Here is a 26,360-nt window from a genome sequence, read left to right as displayed (position 1 = left end):
CTGACAGGCTACCGCGTGAGGCAGCTACTTAGACGATGAGCTCGGGGTGCGCGTCGGAGCGGCGACGGATCCGCTGCCAGGCCGTGGCCGTCGCGGCGATGGCGGCGACCATCTCCAAACCGACGCGCAGCAGGGCGATCTCGATGAAGGCGAGGACAGCGTAGAGCACGCCGGAAACCAGAACATTGGCCACGTTCGGCTCGAAGCTGATCTCCGGAGAGCTGGTGAAGAACTCGGAACCATCGAAGCCGTTGATGGAAATGCCCACCCCACTCAGCCCGATCATCGAACCGAAGGTCATAACCACCGCGTTCACCAGAATGATCACGATGCCCAGGATGTAGAGCACCCGGATGAAGCCGGGGGAAAGGATGCGGTCAAAGCCGAAATCCGTCAGGGTCCGGAGGAAGGCCCCCTGTTGCGCAGGCTGGTTAGTTCTGCGCGCCATGGTTCTGTCCCGGGTTCTGGTTCTGCTCCTGTTCCATGGCGCGCAGGCGCTGCTCCTGGCGCGCGTCGATGGCCTGCACAGACTGGGAGGTGCGGATCAGGGACACGGCAACCTCGAGGTAGACGCGGGACAGCGCCAGCACCGCCACCGTGATCAGCACGATCGGCGGGACAGCCAGGACGAAGACCAGCAGGCTGAAGCCCAGCGGCTGACCGGAGAAGAACACGCTCACCGCACCCAGCAGCGCCAGCCCCGCGGCCACGCCGATAACCACGAAGAGCACCATGTACAGCACCTGGGCCACGCTCGGGGTGACGTAGCGGCGGAAGCTGAAGTCGAAAAGCGCGCCGAGGAAGCTGCCGCCCTGCGGGTCCTGGTCTGCCGGGTAGCCCGCCGACCCCGCTGCGAATGGCGCGCGTGGGGCAACGTCCGCGCCAGCGTGTGCCCCAACGCCACGAGTCCCAGCACCACGAGCCCCAGCGCCGTGATCCTCGGCGCTGCCACGGTATTCCGGTGCGCTGTGGTCCATGCCCTGGCCCTGCAGGAAGGTCTCGTTGGCCTGCCGGGCCTGCTCAGGTGTCAGCTCGCCCGGGGTGCGGGGCGAGAAGTCGGAAGGTTGGTTCTCGGGGTTATCCATGTGTACTCCTTGGATGCGCGATCGCGCCGGTGTGCCGCGACGCGCCCAGTGGCCGGGCCGGGCGTGGTTTTAGAAGCCCATGCGCTCCAATGCCTTCGGGTCGGATTGCCAGTTCTTTGCCACCTTCAGGCGGACGTCCAGGTAGATGTTCTGCCCCAGCATCTCAATGATCTGGAGGCGAGAGTTGTGCACGATCCGCGACAGGCGGCGGTTGTTGCGGCCCCGCAGGATGGCCTTCTGGCCCTCCCGTTCCACGTAGATCACCGCGTGCACGTTCAGCACGCCCTCCCTGGTCGGGGACGGCAGGATCTCATCGACCTTCACAGCCACCGAGTGCGGCAGCTCGTGCTCCAGGCCTTCCAGTGCGGCCTCGCGGATCAGCTCGGCGATGCGGGTCTCGGTGTCGTCGTCGGTGACGTGGTCATCCGGGTAGAACTTCGGTCCCTCGGGCAGCTTTTCGGCGATGACGTCCACCAGGGTGTCCAGCTGGAATCCGTCCTGGGCGGACAGTGGGACGACGTCCACCTCGGCGCCGTCGAGTGCTTCGGTGAGCATGGCGTGCAGGCCGAGCAGCTGCTGGCCAACCCGGTCTTTGGAGACCTTGTCGGTCTTGGTGACGATGCCCATCAGCGGCACCTTGGGCGCGACCTGGCGGACGTTCTCCACGATCCAGCGGTCGCCGGGGCCGATCTTCTCATCGGCTGGCACGCACACACAGATCAGGTCCATGTCCACGTAGGTTTCCTTGACCACGTCGTTGAGCCGCTCGCCCAGCAGTGTGCGTGGCCGGTGCAGGCCCGGGGTGTCCACGACGACGATCTGGGCCTTCGGCCGGTGCACGAGCCCGCGGATCGGGTGGCGGGTGGTTTCCGGCTGATCGGCGGTGATGGCGATCTTCTCCCCGACCAGGGCGTTGGTCAGCGTGGATTTTCCGGTATTCGGCCGGCCCACGAAGCTCACGAAGCCGGAGCGGAAGCCCTCGGGCGTGTCGAAGCCGAGCCCAGCACCCGCACTTTCGGTCGCGGGGTTGCCTGCTGCCGGGCTGGCAGCAGCGTCGGCGGGGAGCATCGACTCATCGGGGAAATTCATCTCGCTAGTCACCCTCCCCATTCTGCCCTACTGCAGGCCGTGGGGCGGAATCATCGCGCCGCGGGGCAGCCTCGCCGGAACCGGCCTGGCCCACCGCCTCGGCGCTTTCCTCAGCGGCCTGCTCCTCCCCCGGGGCCACCCGGCTGACGACGGCGGATTTCACAATGTAGCGCCCCTTCTTGTTGTGGCCGCCCTCGAAGACCAGGTGCAGCCCAGCAGTGGTGATCTCCGCCCCCGGCATCGGCACCTTGCCCAGCTCGAGGGCGCCCAGCCCGGCCACGGTATCGGCCTGGTCATGCTGCTCCTCGCTGAATTCGATCTCCGTGGCCCGCTCCGGAACCCAGCTGCGGTCCTCCCAGGATCCTGCTCCGTCGCGTTCATGGTGGCCGGCCTCCCCATGTCCGGACTCGGCGCGGGAAGAGTCTTTCTGCTCGCCGTGGTGCGCCCCCTCATAGCTCTGCTCACGGAAGAGCTCTTCCAGCTCGCCCAGAGGGAGCCGGGAGCTGACCCGGTAACGGCCATCGCCCAGACTTTCGATCGGCTGGTCCTCGTCGGCGTCGTACTCATCAGAAATTTCGCCGACGATCTCCTCCAGAATGTCCTCGATGGAGATCAGGCCTGCGACCGCGCCGTACTCGTCGACCAGCATTGTCAGGTGCACCTGGTCGCGCTGCATGTCCTCGAGCAGGTCGGTAAGCAGCCGGGAATCGGGGACGAAGTTCGGCTTGCGCATCACCTCGGTCACCGGCGTATGACGGCCGGCGTCCTGGTCGTGGTACGTCTGCGCAACCAAGTCCTTGAGGTAGACGATTCCGACAATGTCGTCGACGTCCTCGCCGATCACCGGGAGGCGGGACAGCCCGGAGCGCACGCACAGGCTCGTCGCCTGGCCTGCGGACTTGCTGTCCTCGATCCACACCATCTCCGTGCGTGGCACCATCACTGCACGGGCAGTCGTATTCGTCAGATCGAAGACAGACTGGATCATCCTGCGCTCGTCAGTCTCCACGATGCCGTGCTCCGTCGCGATATCCACCATCTCCCGCAGCTCGATCTCCGAGGCGAACGGACCATCCCTAAAACCACGACCCGGGGAGAGCACCGATCCGGCGCGCACCAACCCGCGAGCGAGAAAACCGAAGACCCGGTTCACCCCCAGAAGGAATGGGGCTGCGGCCAGGGAAACGGAGTAGGGGTTTTGACGTCCCAAAGTACGAGACAGCACGCCGATGACGACGAAGTTGATGAACGCCGTCAGCAGAATAGCGGCGATCAGTGACAAGGCCTGCAGCTCGAAAGCCTCGACGAACACCGCCGCCATCAATGCCGTGCCCGTGACCTCGCACAGGGTGCGCAGCAGGACGAGCAGGTTGATGTGCTCGGCACGATGCGCCATGACCTTAGCCAGGTGGCGAGCCCCCGGGCGCTCGTCCTTAACGAGTGTTTCGACCCTCGCCGGAGACAGCGAGGATAGTGCGGTCTCAGCCAGGGAGAACACCGCACTGACCGCGAGCGCGAGGATCAGGCCGATAGTGCCAGCTAATATCCAGGTGTCCATTTACTTCGGCTCGGTTTCTAGCCCGGAGCTAAAGGAACTGCCGGAACCGGAGTCGTCCCGGTCCGCCGCACTCGGGAATGCCGCGGCACCGCTCGGCTTCGGGCCGAACTTCACGCCGCGCTCCTCCTGGGAGTCGTACCAATTCGCCAGGACCTCGTTCTGGATGGAGAACATCTGCTGCTCCTCCTCCGGGGTCACGTGGTCGAAGCCCAGCAGGTGCAGCACGCCGTGCACGGTCAGCAGGTCCAGCTCGTGGGCCAGGGAGTGGCCGGCGCGCTCGGCCTGCCCCTTCGCGAAACTCGGGCAGAGCATGATGTCGCCCAGCATCGCCGGGGAGGTCGGCGGGCCGTCCTTGCGGCCCCAGCCCGGGGTCAGCTCATCCATCGGGAAGCTCATCACGTCCGTCGGACCCGGCAGGTTCAGCCAGCGCAGGTGGAGGTCGGCGATGGTCTCCTCGTCCACGATGTGGATGGACAGCTCCGCGCTGGAGTGGACGTCCATGGTCCACAGCGTGTAGCGGGCGACGTCGATCAGCTCTTCCTCGTTGATCTCGCCCCAGCCGGATTCGTTAAAAACCTCGATGCTCACTAGCGGGTTCTCCATTCCTGTTCTTCTTCACGGTCCAAGCGGGCGAGCTCCTCTTCGGCCTCGAAGCGCTCATAGGCGTCCACGATGCGGGTGACCAGGCGGTGCCGGACGACGTCGTTGCTGCTGAGCTCGGCGAACCGGATGCCGTCCACCCCATCCAGGATCTCCTGGCTGGCGGCCAGGCCGCTGCGCTGCTTCTTCGGCAGGTCCACCTGGGTCAGGTCGCCGGTGATGACCATCTTCGACCCGAAACCCAGTCGGGTGAGGAACATCTTCATCTGCGCGGGCGTGGTGTTCTGCGCTTCGTCCAGGATGACGAAGCTGTTGTTCAGCGTGCGGCCGCGCATATAGGCCAGCGGGGCGACCTCGATGACGCCGGACTCCATGAGCCGCGGGATGATCTCCGGGTCCACCATCTCCCGCAGCGCGTCGTGGAGGGGGCGCAGGTAGGGGTCGATCTTGTCGCCCAGGGTGCCGGGCAGGAAGCCGAGGTTCTCCCCCGCCTCCACGGCCGGGCGGGTGAGGATGATCCGGGTGACCTCCTTGGCCTGCAGCGCCTGCACGGCCTTGGCCATCGCCAGGTAGGTCTTGCCCGTGCCTGCGGGGCCAAGCCCGAAGACGACCGAGTAATTGTCGATCGCCTCGACGTACTCTTCCTGGCCGAGAGTCTTGGGGCGCACCGCCTTGCCGCGGTAGCTGACGATGGGGGCGGCCTTGTAGTTCAGTACTGCGCCTTGCTCGTCGAGCATGTCGATGATGCGGCGAGTGACGTCCGGGGTGACCGTCTGGCCGTGGTCGGCGATGGCGGCCATCTCCATCAGGATCTTGCGGGTGCGGCTCACTTCACTGGCTTCGCCGCGCAAGACCAGGTGGTTGCCGCGGGTCAGGATGTCTGCATCGACGACGTCTTCGACGATCCTGAGATTTTCATCTGCTGGACCGGAGATGGCCAGCACGGCTTCTGGAGGAAGTTCGAGGGTGGAGCTGGCGACTCGCGGGCGTGGTGACTGCGCTGCGTGGGCTCCGTGGGTGCGGACATTATGAGGAACCATATGGGCCTTATCCTACCGCGCCCCAACGGTCCGTGAGGGCGCCAATCGCTCCCAGCGCCACCGCGCCGGCGGTGGCCGTGCGCAGCACCTCGGGGCCAAGGACAACCGCGTGGCCGCCGAGCTCCTCGAGGGTCGCTAGCTCGTCCGGAGCGATGCCGCCCTCTGGGCCGATGACCAGCACTATGTCCTCGACCCCAGCCGCGCTCTCAACGAAGGAGCGGAAGTTGCCGCGGGCGTCCTCGTGAAGCATCCCGAGCCGTGCGGTTGGTTGTGGCCCGGCGAGCCCCGGCACCAGCTCTGGCAGGTCAGTGAGGTTGCGCAACAGACCGGTGATCTCGGGAAGGACGAGCCGGCGGGACTGCTTGGTGGCCGCGAACGCGGTTTTCTCCCAGCGGGCCAGAGCCTTATCTTCCTTCTTATCCCAGCGGGCGATGCAGCGGCTGGCCGCCCACGGGATGATGCGATCCGCCCCTGCCTGGACCATCAGGTCCACCGCTAGCTCGGAGCGGTCGGACTTCGGAAGCGCCTGGACGATCGTCACCCGAGGCGTGGGCTGCGGTAGCTCCAGCAGCTCAGTGACCTGAACCCCCGCGGCGGAGAGCGCACCGCGCACGGCGGTGGCGGCCCCGTCGCTGACGATGACCGCCTCCCCGTCGGCAATGCGCTTGACCTGGCTGTGCCGCGCCTCTGCCCCGGTAAGCTGAACGGAATCACCGACCGCGACACCCTGAGGCAGGGGCTGGATGAACACTGATTCTGTCACTAGATTCTTTCCGCTTCTTCCGCTGGTGGCTCGGCTGGTTGAGCCGGTGCACGGATGCTTGAGCTAGGCCGGCCTTATCGGCCTTATTGCGCCGCTTTAGGCGCGGGAGAAGTGCTTGCGCAGCCGGGAGAACAGGCCGCTGTGCTGTCCACCCTTCGTGTTCACGGCCACGTCCTCCTTGGAGTGGTCGCGCAGCTGCTCCAGCAGTTCCCGCTGCTTGTGGCTCAGGTTGGTCGGCACGGTGACGTCCACGTGGACGATCAGGTTGCCGTGGCCCTCGCGGCGCAGGTGCGGCATGCCCTGGCCAGACAGGCGGATCTGCTCGTCCGGCTGAGTGCCGGCCGGGATCTCCACCGACTCATTGCTGCCATCCAGCAGCTCCAGCGAGGTCTTCGTCCCCAGCGCGGCGTCCACTGCCGGGACGGAGATGGTGACGTGCAGGTTATCGCCCTCGCGGATAAACATCGGGTGCTCCTCGGCCTGGACCTCGATGTAGAGGTCACCGGCCGGGCCGCCGCCCGGGCCGACCTCGCCCTCACCGGTCATGCGGATGCGCATGCCGTCGGAAATACCGGCCGGGATATTCACCGCGATGTCCCGGCGAGCGCGCACCCGGCCATCGCCCTGGCAGTTCTCGCACGGATCCTCAATAATCTCGCCGGTACCGCCGCAGCGGTGGCACGGGCGGGCGACCTGCACGCGGCCCAAGATGGAGTTCTGAACCTCCATGACCTGGCCCTGCCCGTGACAGGTGGGGCAGCCCACCGCCTCGGACTTGGACTGAGACCCCGTCCCCTCGCAGGGCTCGCACAGCACTGCGGTGTCCACGGTGACCTCGTGCTTGATGCCGGAGTAGATCTCCTCCAGGCTCAGCGAGATGCGCAGCAGCGCATCGTTGCCGCGGCGCACACGGGGGACGCGCTGGCCCGCTCCCCCGCCGCCACCGCCGAAGAAGGCGTCGAAGATATCGCCCAGTCCGCCGGTGCCGAATCCACCGCCGCCGCCCGGCTGGCCGAAGCCCGGCTCCTCTGGGTCGCCACCGGCGTCCACAATCTGGCGCTTCTGCGGGTCAAGGAGAACCTCTTGGGCAAGGGTTGCCTCCCGGAACTTCTCCGCCGCGTCCTCGGACGGGTTGACGTCCGGGTGGTACTTGCGGGCGACCTTGCGATAAGCCTTCTTGATCTCCGAATCGGTGGCGTTATGGTCCACGCCAAGAATGCCGTAATAGTCACGGGCCACGGTGAGTTTTATCCCCTTTGCTCGCTATCGAAACCAAACTTGCAGTCTACTCCCCGGCCAGAATCCGGGATACATAGTGCGCCACTGCGGTCACCTTAGACATCGTGCCGGGGTAGTCCAAGTGGGTTGGGCCCAGCACACCGAGCCCGCCCATGACCGCGTTTTCCGCGCCGTAACCGGTGGAGATCACCGAGGCGCTGCGCAGCTCTTCGTCCTCGTTTTCCTCGCCGATGCTGACCTGGATACCCATGTCGCGGACCCCAGAGAGGAGTTTGAGAACGACGACCTGTTCTTCCAACGCTTCGAGCACCGGGGTTAATTCCCCCACCCGGGCGATATTCGGGGTCCCAGCGAGGATGAGCCGGTCGTTGGGGCGCTCCACCATGGTCTCCATCAGCACGGTCGCCACCGCGATCAGGGCCGGCCGCAGCTCCGCGGGCACCGTCTTCGACCGGGCCTCCTGGGCTAGGGAGGCGATCTTCGCGCAGGCCTCCTCCAGGGTCAGCCCGACGACGCTGTGGTTCACCAAGTCGCGGACGCGCGGCAGGTCGGACTCGGCGAGCGGTTCCGCGAGGTCGACGTTGCGCTGGTCGACCCGCCCGGTGTCTGTGATGAGGACGACGAGCAGGCGGTGGGTGGAAAGGTGCACGAGCTCGCAGTGCTTCACCCGGCCGATGCGCATATCCGGCAGCTGGACGACCGCCACCTGGCGGGTCAGCTGAGCCAGCAACTGAACGCTGCGGCGCAGGACGTCCTCGAGGTCCACCCCGTGCTCCAGGAAGTCCAGGATCGCCCGACGCTCCGGCATGCTCATCGGCTTGACCGCGTGGATGCCGTCCACGAAGTGGCGGTAGCCCTTCGCGGTGGGGATGCGCCCAGAGCTGGCATGCTGCTGGGTGATGTAGCCATCCTGCTCGAGGGCGGCCATGTCGTTGCGGATCGTCGCCGAAGACACGCCCAGCTGGTGCCGGTCGAGGAGCATCTTGGAACCCACCGGCTCCTGCAGGGAGATGTAGTCCGATACGATGGCGCGCAACACCTCGCTGCGGCGTTGCTGGGTCGACAGCGACGCACGGTTCTTCGGCACGCGATTAGTCACGGAAAAGCTCACCACCATCTGTTCTGCTTCTCCCCCAGCCTAGGCGAAAGGCTGGGTTCACTCCATGATCACTCCATGGCGAGCAGTAGGTCGGTCACGATGCCGTCCACCAGGTAGCGGCCCTGCTCCGTGACCCGCAGACGTTGTGCGCGCGCATCGACCTCGAGCAGGCCCAGGTGCTGGTAGCGCTCGATTTCCGCCTCGGTTCCCGCCAGCCCAGCAAGTGCGACCCCCTCTCGCAGTCGCAGGCCCAGCATCAGGTGCTCGGTAGTCAGGTCTGCTTGACTCAGTGGTTCGAAGGTCACCGCGGGCAGGTCATGGCGCTGAATGAGGGCCTCCCAGTAGCGCGCAGGGTACTTGGCGTTGACCAGGCGCGTGATGCCAGAGAAATCCTCCGCGCCCGTGCGCTCCGCTGCTTCAACCGGTAGGTACTGCGCCGCCGCATCCTCACGCAGCCGCACGCAACCGTGGGCCCCTGGGCCCGCGCCCCACCACTGACCATCCCGCCAGTAGATGAGGTTGTGCTCGCACTCCCCGCCCGGCTTGGCCCAGTTGGAGACCTCATACCACTGGAAACCCGCCTCGACGAGACGCTCGTCAATCATGCGGTAACGGTCGGCGTAGACGTCCTCATCGGGTGCCGGCAGCTCCCCGCGCCGGACCTTGCGGGCCATCGCGGTGCCGTCCTCGACGATGAGGGAATAAGCGGAAACATGGTCCACGTCCGCCTCGATGACGGCATCCAAGCTGCGGGCCAGATCCTCGTCGCGCTCGGTGGGCGTGCCGTAGATCAGGTCCAGGTTCACGTGCTCAAAGCCCGCGGCCTTGGCTTCCGCCACCGCCTGTTCCGGGCGGCCAGGCGTGTGCTGGCGCTCCAGGAGCTTCAGGACGTGTCCAGCCGCCGACTGCATGCCAAGGGAGATCCGGTTGAAGCCTGCCTCGCGGAGGCGGGTGAAAAATTCCGGGCTCGTGGACTCCGGGTTGGCCTCTGTGGTGACCTCCGCGTCCGGGGCCAGGCCAACGGTGCGGCGCACCGCGTTGAGGGCGCGCACCAGCCCCTCAGCACCCAGCATGGAAGGGGTGCCGCCGCCGAAGAAGACGGTGCTCACCCCGGGGTCGGATTCCCCCTCGTAGAGCCCCCGCCGGTCCCAGGCCGCTGCCGCCAGCTCGAGTTCCACCTCGAGCGCGTCGAGATAGCCGGCCGGGGTGCGCCCCTGCGCGGACCCCATGCTGGCGGGATCGGCGGCCAGCTCCGCGGGGGTATAGGTGTTGAAGTCGCAATAACCGCAGCGCGAAGCGCAGAACGGCACGTGGATATACAGCCCGCTGGTCATGCCCAGCTACACTACCCGGCCGCGCCGCTTCGTCAGCTTTGCGATGAGCTGCTCGATGCGAGCCCGCTCGGCGAGGAACTGCGGTGGGGCCTCCCCGCGCATGGCTTGTGCCACGGCTGGCTGCTTGGCCACACCCTCCTGCCAGTGCGCCACGATCCCCCGGGTGCGCTTCTCGGCCTCGTTGAAGACCTGCGGCAGGAGAACGGCCTGCGCGTTGATGGCCAGGTCGGTCTGCTGGACGACCCACTCGGAGAGCTCCGCCAGCTCGCCGATGATTTCCTCGTTGCGCTCGCGCAGCCACAGCCGCCAGCGGGCGGTCGTTGCCATCTGCGGCCGGGCTCCGTCGTCAGCGCCCTGCGATGAGGACGTCACCCCCGTCGCGGCCTGATTGCTCTCGTGCGGCGGTGTGGGTGCGCCTTTGCGCAGGAAGGACAGGGTGCGTCCGGGGTGGTGGAAAGTATTGGACATCTCTCCGCTGCGCACTCCGGATACGAACGCCTGGCGTAGGCCGTTGAGCTCCGCGAGCCCCGGGCGGACCTCCTTGCGGCCCTGGCGGACGACAGAGGTGAATTCAAGCAAGCAGTCCTCGACCAGCTCGCCGTCCCAATCCGCGATGGCCTGGGCGATGTGCTCGATGTGCTCGGCGATTTCATCGCCGATGTCGTAGATATTCTGGGTGAGGTCGCGCACGCGCAGCGACGCATCGTAGTGCACGTGACCTCCCTTTTTTACTTCGTCCACGACATCCGACACTTCGCCTTCCCAGCTTCCGTTTCCCTGTAGGGCGGCGCATAAAAGGCTGTACCCGCATCACATTATGTGAGTGATGCGGGTACGTCCGGGAGGCTTGGCCGTGTCCGGGGATTTATGTGAGCTTTCGGCCCCTGGCGCCACCCAGTGGGACGGCGTCACGGGGACGGGCAGCTACTTCTCGGAGTAGATCCAGGCAATATCGTCGGCGAAATTCTTCTCCACCATGAAACGCTTGAGCTTCATTGACGGAGTCACCTCGCCACGCTCCTCCTCGAAGTCGCGGTGGACGATGCGGAACTTCTTGATGCCCTCCGCGTGGGAGACCGACTGATTGGCCTCGTTGATCGCGTCCTGAATCTCGCCGCGCAGGTTCGGGTTCTTCGCCAGATCACGGATCGAGGTGCCGGCGGAGATGCCGTTGCGGGCCTTCCAGCTCTCCACTGCGGCCTCATCCAGGGAGATCAGGGCGCCGATGAACTTCTGATCATCACCCACGACCATGGCCTGGGAGATCAGCGGGGCGGAACGCAGGATGTCCTCCAGCGGACCCGGGGAGACATTCTTACCGCCAGCGGTGACGAGGATTTCCTTCTTGCGGCCGGTGATGCGCAGGTGGCCGGTCGGCAGCAGGGCGCCCAGGTCACCGGTGGCGTAGAAACCATCCTCGTCGAAGGCCTCCTTGGTGGCCTCCTCGTTGTTCCAGTAGCCGCCGAAGATGACGTCGCCCTTGAGCAGGATCTCACCGTCCTCGGCGATGCGGACGGTGTTACCGCCAACGGGGCGGCCCACGGTGCCGATGATGTTATCCGGCTCGAAGTTCACGGTGATGGCGGCGGTGGATTCGGTCAGCCCGTAGCCCTCGTAGATGTACACGCCGACGCCGCGGAAGAAGTGCATGAGCTCCGTGTTGAGTGCCGAGCCGCCAGAGATGGCGTACTCCAGCTCCCCACCCATGGCCTCACGAACCTTGGAGTAGATCAGCTTGTCGAAGATGGCGTGGCTGGTCTTCAGGGCAAGGTTCGGGCCCTGTGGGGTGTCCAGCGCCTTGGAGTACTCCACGGCGATCTTCTCGGCGCGCTCGAAGAGCTTCTCGCCGATCTTGGATCCATCGGAGGCCTTAGCACGCACACCCGCGTGGACCTTCTCGAAGACGCGTGGCACGCCCAGGACCATGTTCGGATTGGAGCGCTGGAACTCGGTGACCAGAGTGCCGAAGTCCGACCAGTGGGTCTGGGTGCAGCCGGTCGTGAGCAGCAGGTAGGACACCGCGCGGGAGAGCACGTGCGCCAGCGGAAGGAAGGTCACCGCACTCTTGCCCGGCATACCCAGGCGGCCGATCGGGTGGGTTGCCAGGCCGCGGGCCTCGCTGAGCCAGTTGGAGTGCAGCACCTTGCAGCCCTTCGGTCGGCCGGTGGTGCCGGAGGTGTAGACGATGGAGCAGACATCGGAGGTACGCACGTCGGCGATGCGGGCCTCAACCTCGTCCTGGGAGATCTTCTTGTCGCGACCGTCGTTGATGAGGATGTCGACGGCGCCGCGGTTGATGCCCAGCACGCGGGTCAGCGGTTCCTTCTCGGTAACAGTGCCGTCCTCGGGGATGAAGTTTTCGAGACGCTCGCAGTGTTCTTGGGTCTCGCCTACGGCGAAGCTGGCGCCGGAGTCCTGCACGATCCAGGCGCACTGGGAGGTCGAGGAGGACGGGTAGATCGGCACGGAGATCGCGCCCGCCGCCTGGATCGCCAGGTCAAGCAGCGACCACTCGTAGCGGGTTTCCGACATGATGACGACGCGGTCCTTAGCCTTCACCCCATTGGCGATGAGGCCGCGGGCGACGGCATAGACCTCGTCGAGGAACTGAGTGGTGGTGACATCCTCCCAGTCGAAGTTCTTCGGACGACTGAAGACGACCACGCTCGGGTGATCTTTCTGCAGGTCACGCAGCGCGGTCAGAATCGTCTCGTTCTCGCCGATGGTATACAGCGGTTCTGAGGTGTATTCCGTCCTCATCATTCTCCTTTATGGACCGTAGCTCAGTAATAGATTTCGCTACAGCTATAAAAACACACATAAGTGGTGCAGGTCACTAAAACGCAGATTTCCCCGAGTCGCGCATCGTTGCGGGCCTCCCCCACCACCGAGGGGCAAAGACCTTAGAGGACGTTAGCCGCGAGCCACGCCACGAGAAGGAGCACGAGCAGCAGGGCAAGGGCCTGCCGAACCTTCGAATGGTGCTTCATGGTTTCCTAAACACTCTCCTGTTCACCGCAGCGCCCGGCATCTGCACCGGCGCCACGCTCTGGCTGAGAACCCGAGGACCGTTGGGCACGCCCCGGGGTCGCAGGTTTTTCAACCTGTGCTGCCAGCAGCTTCACGCTCTCTGGCCCCAGCACCTCCGCCTCCTCGGCGCTTCGGGGAATGATCCCCCAGAGCACCTTATTGAGCAGCCAGGATACGCCCCCGGCGAAGGCGAGCAGGAACGCCACCACCACCGGAGCCTGGATCCATACCGAGGCGTTGATCAGCCAATTCATGTTCTCACTACCGCGAATCTACTCGTTGCGCGCGCTTAGCCGGTAACCGCGCCGGCCAGACCACGGCGGCGCAGCAGCGGTTCGACGCTGCGCTGACGGCCACGGAACATCCAGAATGCATCCTCGTAGTCGATGGTCGCACCGCGCGAGAGGATCATGCGGCGGAAGCGCTCCCCAGCGAAGCGGACGTCGTCCAGATCGATCTCTTCAGCTTCGGCACCGCCGGTCTTCGCCGCATCGTCAGCATCCAACGACGCCTCCCGGGCGGCTCCGGTGTCAACGAAGGCCTGGAAACCATCGGCGTCCAGGACCTCAGCCCAGAGGTAAGACCAGTAGTCCGCCGAATAGCCACCAGCGAAGATGTGGTTGAAGTAGGCGGAGCGGTAGCGGGGGGCGATCTTATCCGCGATATCGATGCCAGCCTCCTCGAGCGCGTGGCGCTCGAAGGCGGCGATGTCCGTCACCTGGGCCGCTTCGTCCTCGGTGAGTTGGTGCCAGGCCAGGTCCACCACGCAGGCGGCGACGTACTCGGTGGTAGCGAAACCTTCGCCCCACTGCGCCTGCTTCTGGACGGCGGCGACCAGCTCGGCGGGCAGCACCTCGCCGGTATCCACGTGCTTGGCGTAGTTAGCCAGGATCTCCGGCTGCAGTGCCCAGTTCTCATTGATCTGGGAGGGGAACTCCACGAAGTCGCGTGGTACGGAGGTGCCGGACAGGCTCGGGTAGCGAACCTCGGAGAGCAACCCGTGCAGGGCGTGGCCGAACTCATGGAAGACCGTGGCCACCTCATCGAGGCTGAGCAGCGCTCGTCCCACCTCGCCCGGCGCGAGCTCGGCCGGCTTGGCGATATTGAGGACGTTGACGACCACCGGCTTGGTGCCCAGCAGATCGGACTGATCCACAAAGCTGCTCATCCACGCACCTCCCCGCTTGGTCGGGCGGGCGTACATATCGGTGATTATCAGCCCGATGCCCTCCCCAGGGGCCACTCCCGGGTAGCTGCTGTCCGCACCCTCGCGGACCTCCCAGACCAGGGCTTCCGGGTGGTAGCCCTCGAGGTCCTCGCGGCGGACAACCTCGATGCCATAGAGGCGCTGGGCGGCGTAAAAGGCGCCGTCGATGAGCACCTGGTCCAGGGGGAAGTAGCTGCGCAGCTCCTCCTCGTCCACCGAGAGCTCTTCCTGCTTGAGCTGGGCGGACCAGTAGGCCCAATCCGCGCCCGTGAGCTCTGGATTTTCCTCGCCAGCGGAGACGGCCTGCTTGTCCAGCAGTCGCTTGTACTCACCGTGGGCATTGCCCACCGCGGCGGGAATGACCTGGTTCAGCAGCCCCTTGACGGCATCGACGGAGCCGGCGGTTTCCTCCTCTGCCACGAAGTCCGCGTGGGAGGCGTAGCCCAGAAGCGCTGCGCGGCGGGCGCGCAGGCGGGCGATCTCCTTGAGGGTCTCATCATTGGCAGTACCGGCCCGTTGTAGGGAGGCCTCGTAGACCCGGCGGCGAACCTCCGGGTTTTCGAGGGACTCCAGGATGGGTTGCACGCTGGGCAGGCCGAGCCGGATGAGCCAGCCCTGCTTGCCGGCTTCCTTCGCATCGGTGGCCAGCACCTCGCGGGTGGCCTCGCTGAGACCGGCGAGCTCCGCCTCCTCGGTAATCAGCACGGCGGAGGCCTCGGTCTGCTCCTGTAGGACACGGCCGAAGCGGGTGGATAGCTCGGCGAGGCGCTCGTCGATCTGCTTGAGCTCGTCTCGCTGTTCCGGGGCGAGTTCTGCCCCGCCCCGGCGGAACTTGCGGCGCCAGTAGGCCATGAGCGCGGCCTCCTCGCTGCCCTCCTCGATCTGAGTGTTTTCATCGACCCGCTTGATGCGCTCCCACAGTGCCTCGTTGAGGTAGAGCTCGGAGAAGTGCTTCGCCAGTGGCGGGGAGACCGCCTCTTCCACGTCGCGGATCTCCGGGGTGGCCATCGTGCCGGCGTAATTGAAGATCACCGCGAGCACGCGGTCGAGCATCCGCCCAGAGGCCTCGAGGGCCTCCACGGTGTTCTCCCACGTCGGCTCCTCGGGGTTCGCCGCGATGGCCGCGATCTCCGCGGCGTGATCATCCACCGCGGTGAAGAAGGCCGGAACGAGTTCGCTGACCTCGACTTTGGCGAAGTCCGGCAGCTCGTAGGGAAGGCTGGAAGGCGTGTCGAAATCTAACATGCGCTCCAGTGTAGCGACCCGCCCAGACACGGCCGTGGGGCCGGTGGGCAGGCAGCAAGGCTAGGAGCTAGTCGTCCTTGGATACTTCCTTGGCGATGATCTCCAGCGGCTCGAGGGAGCGCACCGACGGGTCCAGGCCAACGCCCGGGACGACGATGAACTTGTTCTCGCGCACCGCCTTCATGTTCTTGGTCGCGGGCTCGCGCTTGAGCTCGTCGATCTTCTCCTGCGCGGTATCCATCGGCAGTCCGCGGCCGGAGATGTCGGCGACGACGATGTAGTCCGGGTCTTTCTCGGCGAAGGCCTCCCAGCTGACTTCGTTGCGGGCCTCCTTGAGGTCCTCGAAGACGTTGGTCGAACCAGTGAGCTTCGCGATGTCGTTGGAGATTCCGTAGCGGCCGTCGACCCACGGGGCGGCGTCGTTGATGTTGAAGAGGAAGGCGAGTGACTTGCCGGACTTCACATCTGCGTTATCGACGGCCTCCTGGGTCCGGTCGATGAGCTTCTTGGCTTCTTCTTCCGCGCCGAGAATTTCGCCCAGTTGCTCGTAGTCCTTTTGGAGATTCTCGAAGCCGGTCGTGCCATCCTCCGGGCAGTCCGTGTTCGAGACGAAGGTGCGCACCCCGTTATCCGCCCAGAACTCACGGGTGCCGGTGAGGCTTTCGACGAAGCTGCCGCGCTGGGTAGCGACGATGAAATCCGGGTCCACGTCGAGCACCTGCTCCGCCGTCGCGACTGTCTTGTTCAGCACGGGAATGTTGTCATAAGCCTCCTGCCATTTCGGCTGGACCTTGTCGCGCAGCGAGCTGGTGCCGACCATCTTGTCCTTCTGGCCCAGCTCGAAGAGGTTTTCGGTGGTGGCCTGGCGCAGGGTGACGATGCGCTCCGGCTTTTCCTCGATCGAGATCTCCATGCCGCAGTTGTCGATCGTGCGCCCACCCTGGGCAGCGGTGTCCTCCTCCGAGCACGCGACAAGGCCTGCCGCCAGGGTCACGCCGACGATGCCTGCGCCGATCCGCAGCGTTTTATTCTTCATGTTGACCTTCCTTCGTCACTCACGGGGGACCTCAGCCGGAGCGCGACAGTCCCATCGACAGCCAACCCGCCTGTCGCTCTGGCGTTCAATCGATACTCGATCCTAGTTAAGCACTCAAAGTCGCAACATAGACAGTGTTGTCTATACCCCCGTCCGGGCGCGTACACTGTTGCCCATGACTAGCCACAACTCCAGCACACTCGAATTGCCCACCCTGGCGGAACTGCGCCGCCGCGGTACGAAGAAGTGGCGCGGCTACCCCGATGACGTCATCCCCATGTGGGTCGCGGAATCTGACTTCCATACCTGCCCCGCCGTCGCCCGCGCCATCCAGGACTGCGTGGACCGCGAATATTTCGGCTACTCCGCCGACGACGTGGAGCTGCGAGAAGCACTCGCTGCATTCTACGAGCGCCGGTTCGGCTGGAGCTTCTCCCCCGACTGGGTTCGTACCGTCCCCGACGTGGTTAAGGGTGTGACGATTGCCGTCGAAGAGCTCACCCCCGCTGGCTCCGCGATCGTGCTGCCAGTTCCCGCCTATAACCCCTTCTTCGAGATCCCCGACGTCACCGGCCGGCCCGCGATCGAAGTGGCTCTGACCCCGGAGGGCAGGTTCGACCTCGCGGCCCTGGAAGAGGTCTTCGCATCCGGCACCGCAAGCACACGCGGGCGCGTCGTCGTCGGAAAGGAAGCGGGAAACAACGGACCGGCGGAAGAAGGAAACCCAGCCGCGCCGGCCGGGTCGCTGATCTTGTGCAGTCCCTATAATCCGCTCGGCCGGGTGTTCAGCGAGGAGGAACTGCGCGACGTCGTCGAGCTGGCGGCGAAGTACAACGTGCGGGTCATCTCCGACGAGATCCACGCCCCCATTATCTATCCGGGACACCAGCACACCCCGGCCGCCTCGATCAGCGAGATCGCGGCGGAGAACACCATCACGGTCACCGCCACGTCGAAGGGGTGGAACACGGCTGGCCTGCGATGCGCCCAGATGATCCTGAGCTCCCCGCGCGACCGCGAGATCATGGCAGGAGTGCACAAGCTGCGCACCGGGGAGGCATCCACCATCGGGATCGCCGCCGCGACCGCCGCCTACAGCGACGAGTCCGGCTGGCTGGAGGAACAGATCGACTACCTCAGCGGCAACCTCGACCTGATCGAACGCCGCCTGCCCGAGGTCCTGCCCGGCGCAACATTCCACCGACCGGAGGGGACCTACCTGCTGTGGGTGGACGTCCGCGACGTCCCCGGGATTTATACGGCGACGGACGGGAACAGCGAAACACCCCCGGACCCAGCGGAGCAGATCTTTAAGCGGGCGAAGGTGGCCTTCAACACCGGAGCCATCTACGGTGCCGGCGGTGACGGGCACGTGCGGATCAATTTTGCGACGTCTCGGGAGATCCTCACCGAGGCGCTGGACCGCATCGCCGCGGCAGGCTTTGGAGAGCGCGCCTAAAGCCTGTCTGCCCTCTTCGCTAGGCTTCTTGGTTGGTAAACCTCTAGCCCAACGAAGGAGCAAGCGAGTACATGATTGCCGCTTTCGGCAGGATCCTGCGATCCACGAAGGAGCTCATGCCCTTCTACGTGATCGTGATGATCTCGAGCATCCTCACCGCCGGCCTGGCGCTGGCCGCACCATTCCTGGTGAAAAACGCCACCGACACGATCGTGGCCTCGGTGCAAGGCGAGCTCTCCCGCGACACCGCGCTGCAGACCGTGATCTGGCTGGCCGTGGCCCTGCTCGGCGTGGAACTGGCCAGTAACCTGGTTCGCAATATCGGCGGCTGGTTCGGTGACGTGATGGCCACCCGGATGCGGCAGATCCTCTCCAACCGCTACTTTGCGAAACTGCTCAGCCTGCCTCAGAGCTACTACGACAAGCAGGTCACGGGCACCATCATCTCGCGATTGGACCGCTCGATCCTGGGGCTCACCCAGTTCCTGCAGTCCTTCGCCAATAACTTCTTCTCCATGCTGCTGACGGTGGCGATGATCCTGGTGATCACCGCGATCTACTACTGGCCACTGGCCCTGCTGCTGGCCGTGATCTTCCCGATGTATCTGTGGCTCACCGCGCTAACGAGCCGAAAGTGGATCGTCTGGGAGAAGGAGAAAAACGAGCACATTGACACCGCCCAGGGCCGGTTCGCCGAGGTCATCGGCCAGGTGAAGGTAGTCAAGTCCTTCGTCACGGAGCTGCGCGAGCTGCGCATCTTCCAGAAGCACTTCGACGAGACCGTGCAGATCACCCGCGTGCAGTCCCGTTACTGGCACATGATGGACACCCTCCGCATGGGCGGGATGAACATCATCTTCTTCGCCATCTACCTCACCCTGTTCTGGCAGACGATCAGCGGGCGCTTCACCATCGGCGACATGGTCCTGCTCCTGCAGCTTGTGGTCATGGCCCGCCAGCCGGCCAGCATGATGAGCTGGCTGGTGGACACCGCCCAGCGCGCCGCCGCCGGTTCCCGCGAATACTTCGAAGCGATGGAGGAGCTGGAGGAGCCAACAACAGCACCCGCCTTGCAGCAAGCCTCTCGCCCAGGCGGCAGCATGCTCGTCGACCAGGAGGATGTGAACGCTGCTCTCGTCCCGCAGCTTTCAGCCCCGCAGTCGGGGCCGGTCTTCGAGTTCCGGGACGTGGATTTCGAGTACCTGCCCGGCGAGCCCGTCATTCACGATGTGAGTTTCAGCGCGCAGCGGGGCCAGACGGTGGCGCTGGTCGGTGAGTCCGGCGGCGGTAAATCCACCCTGGTGAACCTCCTGCTGGGCCTGTACCAGCCCACCGCTGGGACGCTCACCGTCTGCGGTGAGGACGTCTCGACGTTGAGCAGCGCGGAGCTACGTTCCTCGGTGGGCGTGGTCTTCCAGGAGCCGGCGCTGTTCTCCGGCACGATCCGCGAGAACATCGCCTACGCCACCCCGTATGCCAGCCAGGCAGATATCGAGGATGCCGCCAAGCGTGCGAATGCGCACGAGTTCATCGTGGGCTTCACCGACGGCTACGACACGGTCATCGGAGAACGGGGCCTGCGGCTGTCCGGCGGCCAGAAGCAGCGCATCGCGGTAGCCCGAGCGATGCTGAAGGACGCCCCCGTGCTGGTATTGGATGAGGCCACCTCCGCGCTGGATACCAAGGCAGAGCGCGTGGTCCAGGCGGGCCTGGAACAACTGATGGAAGGGCGCACCACACTCGTGATTGCCCACCGGCTGTCGACGATCGCAAACGTGGACACCATCGTCACCCTGGACGAGGGCCGCGTCGACGAGGTTGGCTCCCCCTCGGAGCTGGCGACCTCCGGGGGTATCTACTCCGAACTGCTGAAGCTCACGGGCTCGACCTCGGCTGCTGACCGCGAGCGGTTGAAGCGCTTCGGTTTCTGGGAGGGCGAGCCGGAGGAGGAGCCCGCGGAGGGCTAAGCCCCCGGGCTGGCCGAGGAACTCAGGCAACGTGGCAACAAGAAAGGCTCCCACCGGAAAACCGGCTGGGAGCCTCAAAAATTTTCAGCCTAAGCGCCGGGGCTTATGCCCAGGGGCTTAAACGAGGGATAATTCTTTACTTGTCGGTCGCGTCGTTGAAGACCTCAGCAGCCTTGTCCTTGACCTCGTTAGCCTTGTCCTGCAGATCGGACTTAGCCTGATCGATCTTGCCCTCAGCCTTGGTGGACTCGTCGCCCGTTGCGTCGCCGAAAGCTTCCTTTGCCTTGCCCTTGATGTCGTCGATAGACATGTGCTTCCTCCTAGAAGTTGGAATGTTCCGTTGCCCCTCCCACGATACAGAAAAACCGCGGGCGGCGGAGATAGTTTTTAGTACTCGTAGAAGCCCTTGCCGGACTTGCGGCCGAAGTGGCCGGCCTGCACCATGCGGCGCAGCAGCGGCGGGCAGGAGTAGGTCGGGTCGCCGAACTCCTCGAACATGACGTCCGCGATGAAGGCACAAGTGTCGAGACCAACCATGTCGGCCAGGGTCAGCGGGCCCATCGGGTGCGCGGCGCCCAGCTTCATGCCGGTGTCGATGTCTTCTGCGGTGGCCACGCCCTGCTCCACCATGCGGATCGCGGAGAGCATGTACGGCACCAGCAGGAAGTTCACGATGAAGCCGGAACGGTCCTTCGCACGGATGGCGGTCTTGCCCATCTTCTCGGTCGCGAAGGTCTGCGCCTTCTCCACGGCTTCCTCAGAGGTGGTCAGCGCCGGGATGACCTCCACGAGAGGCAGAACCGGAACCGGGTTGAAGAAGTGCAGGCCGAGCACGCGCTCCGGGTTCTTCGTCGCCGAGGCGATGGTTTGGATCGGCAGCGACGAGGTGTTGGAGCACAGCGGGGCGGTCTTGTCTTCGACGATCTCGTCGAGCTGCGCGAAGACGTCCTTCTTGATCTTCTCGTTCTCGACGATGGCCTCCATGACCATCTCGCGGTCCGCGAAGTCCTCCAGGTTGGTGGTGTAGCTCAGACGGGACAGGGTGGCGTCCCGGTCCTCTGCGGAGAGCTTCCCGCGCTCCACCGCCTTATCCAGGGACTTCTCGATGCGCGCCTGGCCGGCGTCGACGGCCTCCTGCTTCAGCTCCCAGACGAGGACGTCCGCGCCAGACTTCGCAGCAACCTCTGCGATTCCAGCTCCCATGAGCCCTGCTCCGACGATGCCTACTCGCTGCACCATGTGAAACCTCCGTTTTGTCGGTAGATAGTTATATTTTCCAGCATAGTGACGCAGGCTACATTTCGCCGTCATTTTCCCCCTCTCCGTCGCCACTCCCCTCGCCTCATTTCGCCCGGTCTGCCGACACGGGCGTTGATAGGATGTTCGGCGTGAATATCGACGGCCAAGAAGTCACGGTCCAACGCATCGATTCGCTCATCGACGGGCTCATCGACGTGCGTTTCCACTGGGAGGCCACCACGCAGCGGGTCAACCGGCTCCGCGAGGGCGGCCCCGCCCCCACTCTTTGTTCCGAGAACTCCGCCCGCCTCTTCGGCTTTGGCCAGAATCTCAGCACGGCCGCCTTCCTGCGAACCCTCGCACCAGGCCAAGCCCCGAGCATTCCCTGGAACGAGCTCAACTCCTCGCTGCAGACCGTCGGCGCGATCCCGAGCCGCGACGAGCTTGAAGCGCAGCGTCCTGAGCTGAAGAAGCTCGCCGAGTACCGGGGCCTGCGCCGCCTGTTCCGTTCCCGTCCGCAGGCTCAGATCGACACGTACCACATGTACGCTGCCATCGACAGCGCCACGGTGCACTCCGTGCTAACCGGTGTGGATGCTGCCCTGGGTTCCACGGATCGCGGCCAGTTCTTGGGTATCGATCTCGCGACAATGCGCCCGGCGATCACCTCCGAACTGGAAAAGCTCACCGGATGGGAGGTGCACTGGCACCAGCCCGAGGATATCGATGTCCACCGGCAAGCACTCGCGCGGCTGGCGGAAGTCGACGCCACCGAGAAATCACTGTTGGCCGAAGTCGAGAGCCAGCAGCGATCCCTGAAGACCAAGCTCGCGGACGCGGAGCTAAGGCAGACCGACATCCAGATCCTCGACCAACTCACGCCATCGACGTCCCTGCGCTTAGGCCCCCTGCAACACCTGAATCTGCTGGACATCGAGGCCGCCACCGTCAGTGACCTCACCCGATACGACGGCGTGGGGGAACAGACCGCTCGGCAGGCCATCGCCGCGGCGAAGCGCTACGCCGCCGAAATGCGTGCGGACCAGCCCGCGGTGATCGACTACCGGGATAAGGGCCCCTCCACCGCCTACGTCCGGGCACTGGCTGAGCTGCTCCAGTTCCGCGAGCAGCGACGCGAAACCCAGCTCGAAGGACCATTCCTGGCACTGCCGGAAGGCTTCGATGCCTACGCGCAGGGCGTCAGCGAATTCGCGCTGGCCCGCCCGGCCGATGGTCCGCGCCTGATCACGCAGGCAGAGCTGACGAGGATTCCGGCCAGAGGCACCCCGCTGTCTGCAGAGCAGGCGTGGAATCTCTACGCCATCCGCGCGGCGGAGTTCCACGCCTTCGGCGACGACAAATCCGCCACCGCCGTGCCGGAGGACATCGCCAAGTCCATCGAGGAGATCACTCTCCGTGGCGTGCTGCACGCGAGCCTGCGCGGCTACCAGGACTTCGGGGCGAGGTACGCGCTTGCCCAGCGCAAGGTCCTGATCGGCGATGAGATGGGCCTGGGCAAAACCATGCAGGCTCTTGCGGTGTTCGCCCACCTCGCCACCCGCGGCGAGAAGCACTTTGTGGTGATCTGCCCACCCAGCCTGCGCATCAACTGGGAACGAGAGATCAAAAAGTTCACGGATCTTGAACCCCACCTCATCGCCGGGCCTTACAAAGATGCCACCTACGAGACCTTCAGCAACCGGGGCGGGGTCGCCATCGTGGGGTTCCCCGAGGTGCGCGGGGACTCCACAATCATGACCGGAGACCTTAAATTCGGCGCGCTCGTCGTCGACGAGGCGCACCGGGCAAAGAACCCCAAGTCCAAGCAAGCCCAGGGAGTGCAGCAACTCACCGCACGGACGGACGTCGTTACCTACCTTTCCGGCACCCCGCTGGAAAACCGGGTGTCGGAGATGGAGACGCTGCTGGGCTACCTCGACCCAGAGCTCGAGCCCAAGCTCGAAAAGGCACGCAGGAGCGCTCGTGAGTTCCGCAAGGTCGTCGCGCGCCGCTACCTGCGCCGCAACCAGAGCGACGTCCTCGCCGAGCTGCCCCCGCTGACCGAAACGGAGGAATGGATCGAGGCGCGGGAGTCGGACCGCGAGAAGTACAACGAGGCCGTCGAAGCGGGCAACTTCATGCAGATGCGGCAGAGCTTCAGCGGGCCGGGGTCGGCGAAGATGGAACGCTTCGCCGAGCTGCTCACCGATGGTCTGGACGACGATAAGACGATCGTGTTCACGTACTTCCGCGGCGTGCTCGATCACCTCATGGGTAGCCTCGGCGACCGGGCATTCGGCCCGATCGCGGGCGGGGTGAGCCACCAGGAACGCCAGCAGGCAGTGGATGATTTCACGGCAGCTGAGCCTGGCGCGGTGCTCGTCGCTCAGATCAATGCCGCCAGCGAAGGGCTCAATATCCAGGCGGCGAACCACGTGGTTCTCATCGAGCCGCAGCTCAATCCGGCGGTCGAGGCGCAGGCCATCGCACGCGCCCACCGCATGGGCCAGATCAACCCCGTGGAGGTACACCGGCTGCTCACTCCGGATTCCGTGGAGGAGCAACTGCATCTGCTGCTGGCAACTAAGCGGGAACTGTTCGATTCCTATGCCCGGGACTCGGTGGCCGCCCAGCAGAATCCGGAGGCCATGGATATCACTGACCAGCAGGTCATGAGCGAGGTGCTCGCCGCCGAGAAGGAGCGGATCAAGGAACTCCGGGGTGAAACCCCGACCCTCTAGGTCGCCCTAGGCCTGGTTCAACTTCTCAAGCCTGCGTCGGCGGGCGCACAGCAACAGCCCGCGGGCTGGCGCTGGGTGTTAGCCCAGCTGGTTGATCAGCTCGTCGGCGCGATTGCGCAGGTCCTGTTCGAGCTGGTCGGTGTCGGGCAGCTGAATGCCGCCAGTGCCATTGCCCGGGTTATTCCCCTCCGGTGCTGGGTTAGGATCCCCGCCCGGCTGCTGCGTACCCGAGTCCTGGTTGTCGCGGCCGCCGAGGCGATTGCGCAGATCATCCAGGCTGGGGCCGCGACTCGGCTCCTGCGTCTCCGGCGCTTCGGTGCTCGGCTCGGTGGTGACGGTGGTGGTTGTGGTCGTCGAGCTCGAGGTCTTGTCGTCCGCCGACTCGTCGGAGCGGTTATTCCACCACATGAACCCGCCGATCAGCAGGGCGATGACCAGCAGGATTCCCAGGATGGTCCCCACTGGGGTGCGCCGCTTGCCCTGGCCATTCTGCCCTTGGGCTCCGCCGCTGAACTGGGGGTTGCCGTGCTGCTGTGGCTGGCGCGGCGGGTAGCCATTCGGCGGCTGCTGATAGCCCTGCTGTGGGCCTGGCCCTTGCGGTCCGGGGTAGCCGGCACCGTAGCCCGGTGGTGGGCCCTGCTGGTACTGCGGCTGATTGTGGCGATACTGAGGAGGCTGCCCGTTCTGGTAGTCCGGCTGCCCTGCCGCCCCGTGCGGCGGGTACTGCGCGGCCCCATAGCCCGAGGTGCCCGCTGCCCCGTCCGGAAGGTATTGAGTGTCGAACTGCCCCGTCGCGTCCTGATCCGCCCCACCCTGTGGGCGAATAATGCGCGTTGCATCATCGTTTCCGTCGAAACCGTCGCCGGCCTGGTCAAAGCCCCCGTCATTGACGCGGGGGAAGAATGAGGTCTCGGCGTCGTCGTCCTCAAAATCCCAATTGGGACGGCCGTTTCCGTTGTCGCGGTTATTGCTCACAGTCTGTTTCCTCCTTCAAGGGAAGAACCCTTTTCTTGAGGAACCAGTCTAGGTGACTTAAGCGACTACCAGGAGTGTGGGCGGGCGGACTTCACATCTTCCGTCTGCTTGGCAGGCCCACCCCAGGTGAAGGCGGCGGCGGTGTAATTCGCGCCGTAGCTGGCGGAGCTCACCGCGGTCTGGCCATAATCGGACCAGCCCCACTTGGTGCCTTCGGCGCCCGGCAGCTGCGCGGTACCCCAGTTTTGGCGGGTGCCGTCGCTGGCCACGGGGGCCGCCGTGCCCATCCAGAACAACACCGGGGAGTTGGGGGTGTGCTTGCGCAGATTATCGAGGAAGACCGCGGCGTCCGTCGCGCTCGTCAGCGAGGTGCCCCACTTATCCCCCGCCACGGTGCTCCACAGGCCATAGCGCTGGGCGGTTTTGGTGATGGCCTCCGGGTACTTCTTATAGAGCTGATTAGCGGCATCGTCGTCGGAGATGCGCAGCATCTTCTGCGTGAGGTACCAGTCCCGGCCGGACTTATCCCCGGACTTCAGGACGTAGTCCGCGATATACATCTTCATCACGGACAGGCCGGGGCGCGGTTCGTCGGCGTTGCCGGTCTTCGCGATCCCCTTCGGGGTGACGACGGCCATCGTCGTCTCGGCTGGCACGTTGGTGATGTACTTGCCCAGATCTTCGGACGTCGCTGGCCATGCAGCGAGCGCTTCCTGCTTCGCCGCGTTCGTTGCACTAACCGGGCCCGCGACGGCCGAGACAGTGAGGCCCGCACCGAGGAGTACGGCAGCGAGCGAGCGTGCCGGTGTCGCGGCAGTGCGGATATTGAACTTCACTGTCTTCCCACCTTTCAACGTCCAGGGGTGCCCGAAGCAGCAGAAATGCAGCTGAGGGCACGAGGTTTTCGGATTAACCCTACCTTAGAGCCCTCTCAGAGCAACGCAGCCCAGCCAATTTTGTTCAGCACAGGGCTTGGAAATCTCGGCACTTAGGCCCGCCCGGAGGCCATGAGGGTTTCCATGAGCTCCTCCTTGACCACCGGCTTCAGCCCCCAGGGGTCCACGCCCACATCGACCTGGCCGGCCCCGGTGATGGGGGTCGGCGAGTGAAGGTGGCCGTGCAGCATCCAGGGCACGTCCAGGCGCAGCTCATCGTGGCGGGAACCACCCGGGATATGGTCCTGACCGGGGCGCGGGAAATGGTTGAGCCACACCGTGTGTCCCTCCCAGAGGAGGTTTTGCATCGACTGCACGGAGTCGAAGACCTCCAGGAAGCGGGGCTGGCGCAGGTAGGCGTGCGTGTGCAGCGGATGGGTCGAGTCGTGGTTTCCGCTCACCAGGTGGAGGTAGACCCGCGGCATGTCATCCGCCTTCAGTGCCGCCTGGATCTTGTCGAGTGCTGCCTCTTCTTGCGGTTCCCAGCCGCTGGAGATATCCCCGAGGATCCACAGGTGGTCCCCCTCTTGCAGGGCTTCGCGAAGGTTGCCTAGCAGTGTGGCGTCGTGCCGGGCGACACCGGCCTCGTCCTCGCCGAAACCCCTAATGCCGGACACCAAGGGGTGCCCAAGATGCAGATCGCTCGTGAACCAGGTCGTGGATGCTTCTCCGCCGGTCAACATCGCGCACACCTCCCATAATCCTCACGCGCGCTGCGC

General features: G+C 65.1%; 23 protein-coding genes. 3 read left to right on the top strand and 20 right to left on the bottom strand.

Features of this window, described 5'->3' with window-relative positions; genetic code table 11:
* Nucleotides 1–28 precede the first annotated feature (28 nt).
* The 15 genes from QP413_RS05575 to QP413_RS05505 form a co-directional block, all read right to left on the bottom strand.
* Nucleotides 29–448 (bottom strand): DUF4282 domain-containing protein, encoded by a 420-nt coding sequence (locus QP413_RS05575; protein WP_148792508.1) that lies wholly within the window; start codon nt 446–448, stop codon nt 29–31.
* Entirely contained in the window at nt 432–1,085 is a 654-nt protein-coding gene (locus tag QP413_RS05570) for a DUF4282 domain-containing protein (RefSeq protein ID WP_284781021.1), read from the bottom strand. The genes QP413_RS05575 and QP413_RS05570 overlap by 17 nt, the downstream gene beginning before the upstream one ends.
* 69 nt (nt 1,086–1,154) lie before the next feature.
* Nucleotides 1,155–2,195: a GTPase Era gene (gene era, locus QP413_RS05565; protein ID WP_148792510.1), complete on the bottom strand. Its 1,041-nt coding sequence runs from the start codon at nt 2,193–2,195 to the stop codon at nt 1,155–1,157.
* On the bottom strand, nt 2,179–3,732 hold the full coding sequence (locus tag QP413_RS05560; RefSeq protein ID WP_148820637.1) for a hemolysin family protein: 1,554 nt from the start codon (nt 3,730–3,732) through the stop codon (nt 2,179–2,181). Before QP413_RS05560 ends, era begins: the two co-directional genes overlap by 17 nt.
* Nucleotides 3,733–4,320, bottom strand: a complete 588-nt coding sequence (gene ybeY, locus QP413_RS05555) for an rRNA maturation RNase YbeY (protein WP_284781019.1) — start codon at nt 4,318–4,320, stop codon at nt 3,733–3,735. It lies immediately after the preceding gene.
* Nucleotides 4,320–5,372: a PhoH family protein gene (locus tag QP413_RS05550; RefSeq protein WP_070761610.1), complete on the bottom strand. Its 1,053-nt coding sequence runs from the start codon at nt 5,370–5,372 to the stop codon at nt 4,320–4,322. Before QP413_RS05550 ends, ybeY begins: the two co-directional genes overlap by 1 nt.
* Nucleotides 5,373–5,379: 7 nt before the next feature.
* On the bottom strand, nt 5,380–6,135 hold the full coding sequence (locus QP413_RS05545) for a 16S rRNA (uracil(1498)-N(3))-methyltransferase (protein ID WP_284781018.1): 756 nt from the start codon (nt 6,133–6,135) through the stop codon (nt 5,380–5,382).
* Between the two features lie 96 nt (nt 6,136–6,231).
* Entirely contained in the window at nt 6,232–7,374 is a 1,143-nt protein-coding gene (gene dnaJ, locus QP413_RS05540; protein WP_012360583.1) for a molecular chaperone DnaJ, read from the bottom strand.
* A 46-nt stretch (nt 7,375–7,420) separates the two neighbouring features.
* A complete protein-coding gene (hrcA, locus tag QP413_RS05535; RefSeq protein ID WP_187440787.1) occupies nt 7,421–8,491 on the bottom strand; it encodes a heat-inducible transcriptional repressor HrcA in 1,071 nt (356 codons plus the stop codon).
* Nucleotides 8,492–8,541: 50 nt separating this feature from the next.
* Nucleotides 8,542–9,807 (bottom strand): radical SAM family heme chaperone HemW, encoded by a 1,266-nt coding sequence (hemW, locus tag QP413_RS05530; protein WP_284781017.1) that lies wholly within the window; start codon nt 9,805–9,807, stop codon nt 8,542–8,544.
* A gap of 6 nt (nt 9,808–9,813) precedes the next feature.
* Nucleotides 9,814–10,560 (bottom strand): hypothetical protein, encoded by a 747-nt coding sequence (locus QP413_RS05525; RefSeq protein ID WP_284781016.1) that lies wholly within the window; start codon nt 10,558–10,560, stop codon nt 9,814–9,816.
* A gap of 171 nt (nt 10,561–10,731) precedes the next feature.
* Nucleotides 10,732–12,567 carry a long-chain fatty acid--CoA ligase gene (locus tag QP413_RS05520; protein WP_284781033.1) on the bottom strand — a complete coding sequence of 612 codons (1,836 nt, stop codon included), beginning with the start codon at nt 12,565–12,567 and terminating at the stop codon, nt 10,732–10,734.
* A 236-nt stretch (nt 12,568–12,803) separates the two neighbouring features.
* Nucleotides 12,804–13,091, bottom strand: a complete 288-nt coding sequence (locus QP413_RS05515; RefSeq protein ID WP_012360588.1) for a hypothetical protein — start codon at nt 13,089–13,091, stop codon at nt 12,804–12,806.
* Nucleotides 13,092–13,126: 35 nt separating this feature from the next.
* On the bottom strand, nt 13,127–15,289 hold the full coding sequence (locus QP413_RS05510; RefSeq protein WP_284781014.1) for a M3 family metallopeptidase: 2,163 nt from the start codon (nt 15,287–15,289) through the stop codon (nt 13,127–13,129).
* Between the two features lie 67 nt (nt 15,290–15,356).
* Nucleotides 15,357–16,325, bottom strand: a complete 969-nt coding sequence (locus QP413_RS05505; protein ID WP_284781012.1) for an ABC transporter substrate-binding protein — start codon at nt 16,323–16,325, stop codon at nt 15,357–15,359.
* Between the two features lie 175 nt (nt 16,326–16,500).
* Here QP413_RS05505 and QP413_RS05500 point away from each other — a divergent pair, with 175 nt between their 5' ends.
* Nucleotides 16,501–17,784 carry a MalY/PatB family protein gene (locus QP413_RS05500; protein ID WP_284781011.1) on the top strand — a complete coding sequence of 428 codons (1,284 nt, stop codon included), beginning with the start codon at nt 16,501–16,503 and terminating at the stop codon, nt 17,782–17,784.
* 71 nt (nt 17,785–17,855) lie between these two features.
* Complete coding sequence (locus QP413_RS05495; protein ID WP_284781010.1) at nt 17,856–19,751, top strand: ABC transporter ATP-binding protein; 1,896 nt, start codon at nt 17,856–17,858, stop codon at nt 19,749–19,751.
* Between the two features lie 136 nt (nt 19,752–19,887).
* Here QP413_RS05495 and QP413_RS05490 read toward each other — a convergent pair whose 3' ends face one another.
* A complete protein-coding gene (locus QP413_RS05490) occupies nt 19,888–20,061 on the bottom strand; it encodes a CsbD family protein (RefSeq protein ID WP_012360593.1) in 174 nt (57 codons plus the stop codon).
* Nucleotides 20,062–20,138: 77 nt separating this feature from the next.
* Complete coding sequence (locus QP413_RS05485; RefSeq protein ID WP_070757628.1) at nt 20,139–20,990, bottom strand: 3-hydroxybutyryl-CoA dehydrogenase; 852 nt, start codon at nt 20,988–20,990, stop codon at nt 20,139–20,141.
* A gap of 149 nt (nt 20,991–21,139) precedes the next feature.
* On the opposite strand from QP413_RS05485, the gene QP413_RS05480 reads away from it, so the two are divergent.
* Nucleotides 21,140–23,731 carry a DEAD/DEAH box helicase gene (locus tag QP413_RS05480; RefSeq protein WP_284781007.1) on the top strand — a complete coding sequence of 864 codons (2,592 nt, stop codon included), beginning with the start codon at nt 21,140–21,142 and terminating at the stop codon, nt 23,729–23,731.
* A gap of 78 nt (nt 23,732–23,809) precedes the next feature.
* Here the strand turns inward: QP413_RS05480 and QP413_RS05475 are convergent, their stop codons facing one another.
* The 3 genes from QP413_RS05475 to QP413_RS05465 all read right to left on the bottom strand — a co-directional run bounded on the left by QP413_RS05475 (nt 23,810) and on the right by QP413_RS05465 (nt 26,324).
* Complete coding sequence (locus QP413_RS05475) at nt 23,810–24,706, bottom strand: hypothetical protein (RefSeq protein WP_284781005.1); 897 nt, start codon at nt 24,704–24,706, stop codon at nt 23,810–23,812.
* A gap of 65 nt (nt 24,707–24,771) precedes the next feature.
* Complete coding sequence (locus QP413_RS05470) at nt 24,772–25,542, bottom strand: hypothetical protein (RefSeq protein WP_284781003.1); 771 nt, start codon at nt 25,540–25,542, stop codon at nt 24,772–24,774.
* A gap of 152 nt (nt 25,543–25,694) precedes the next feature.
* On the bottom strand, nt 25,695–26,324 hold the full coding sequence (locus QP413_RS05465; protein ID WP_284781002.1) for a phosphoprotein phosphatase: 630 nt from the start codon (nt 26,322–26,324) through the stop codon (nt 25,695–25,697).
* Nucleotides 26,325–26,360: the final 36 nt, after the last annotated feature.

The sequence above is a fragment of the Corynebacterium sp. UMB4614 genome, from assembly GCF_030217065.1.
Taxonomy (GTDB): Bacteria; Actinomycetota; Actinomycetes; order Mycobacteriales; family Mycobacteriaceae; genus Corynebacterium.
This window is presented reverse-complemented; position numbering and strand designations above follow the sequence as displayed.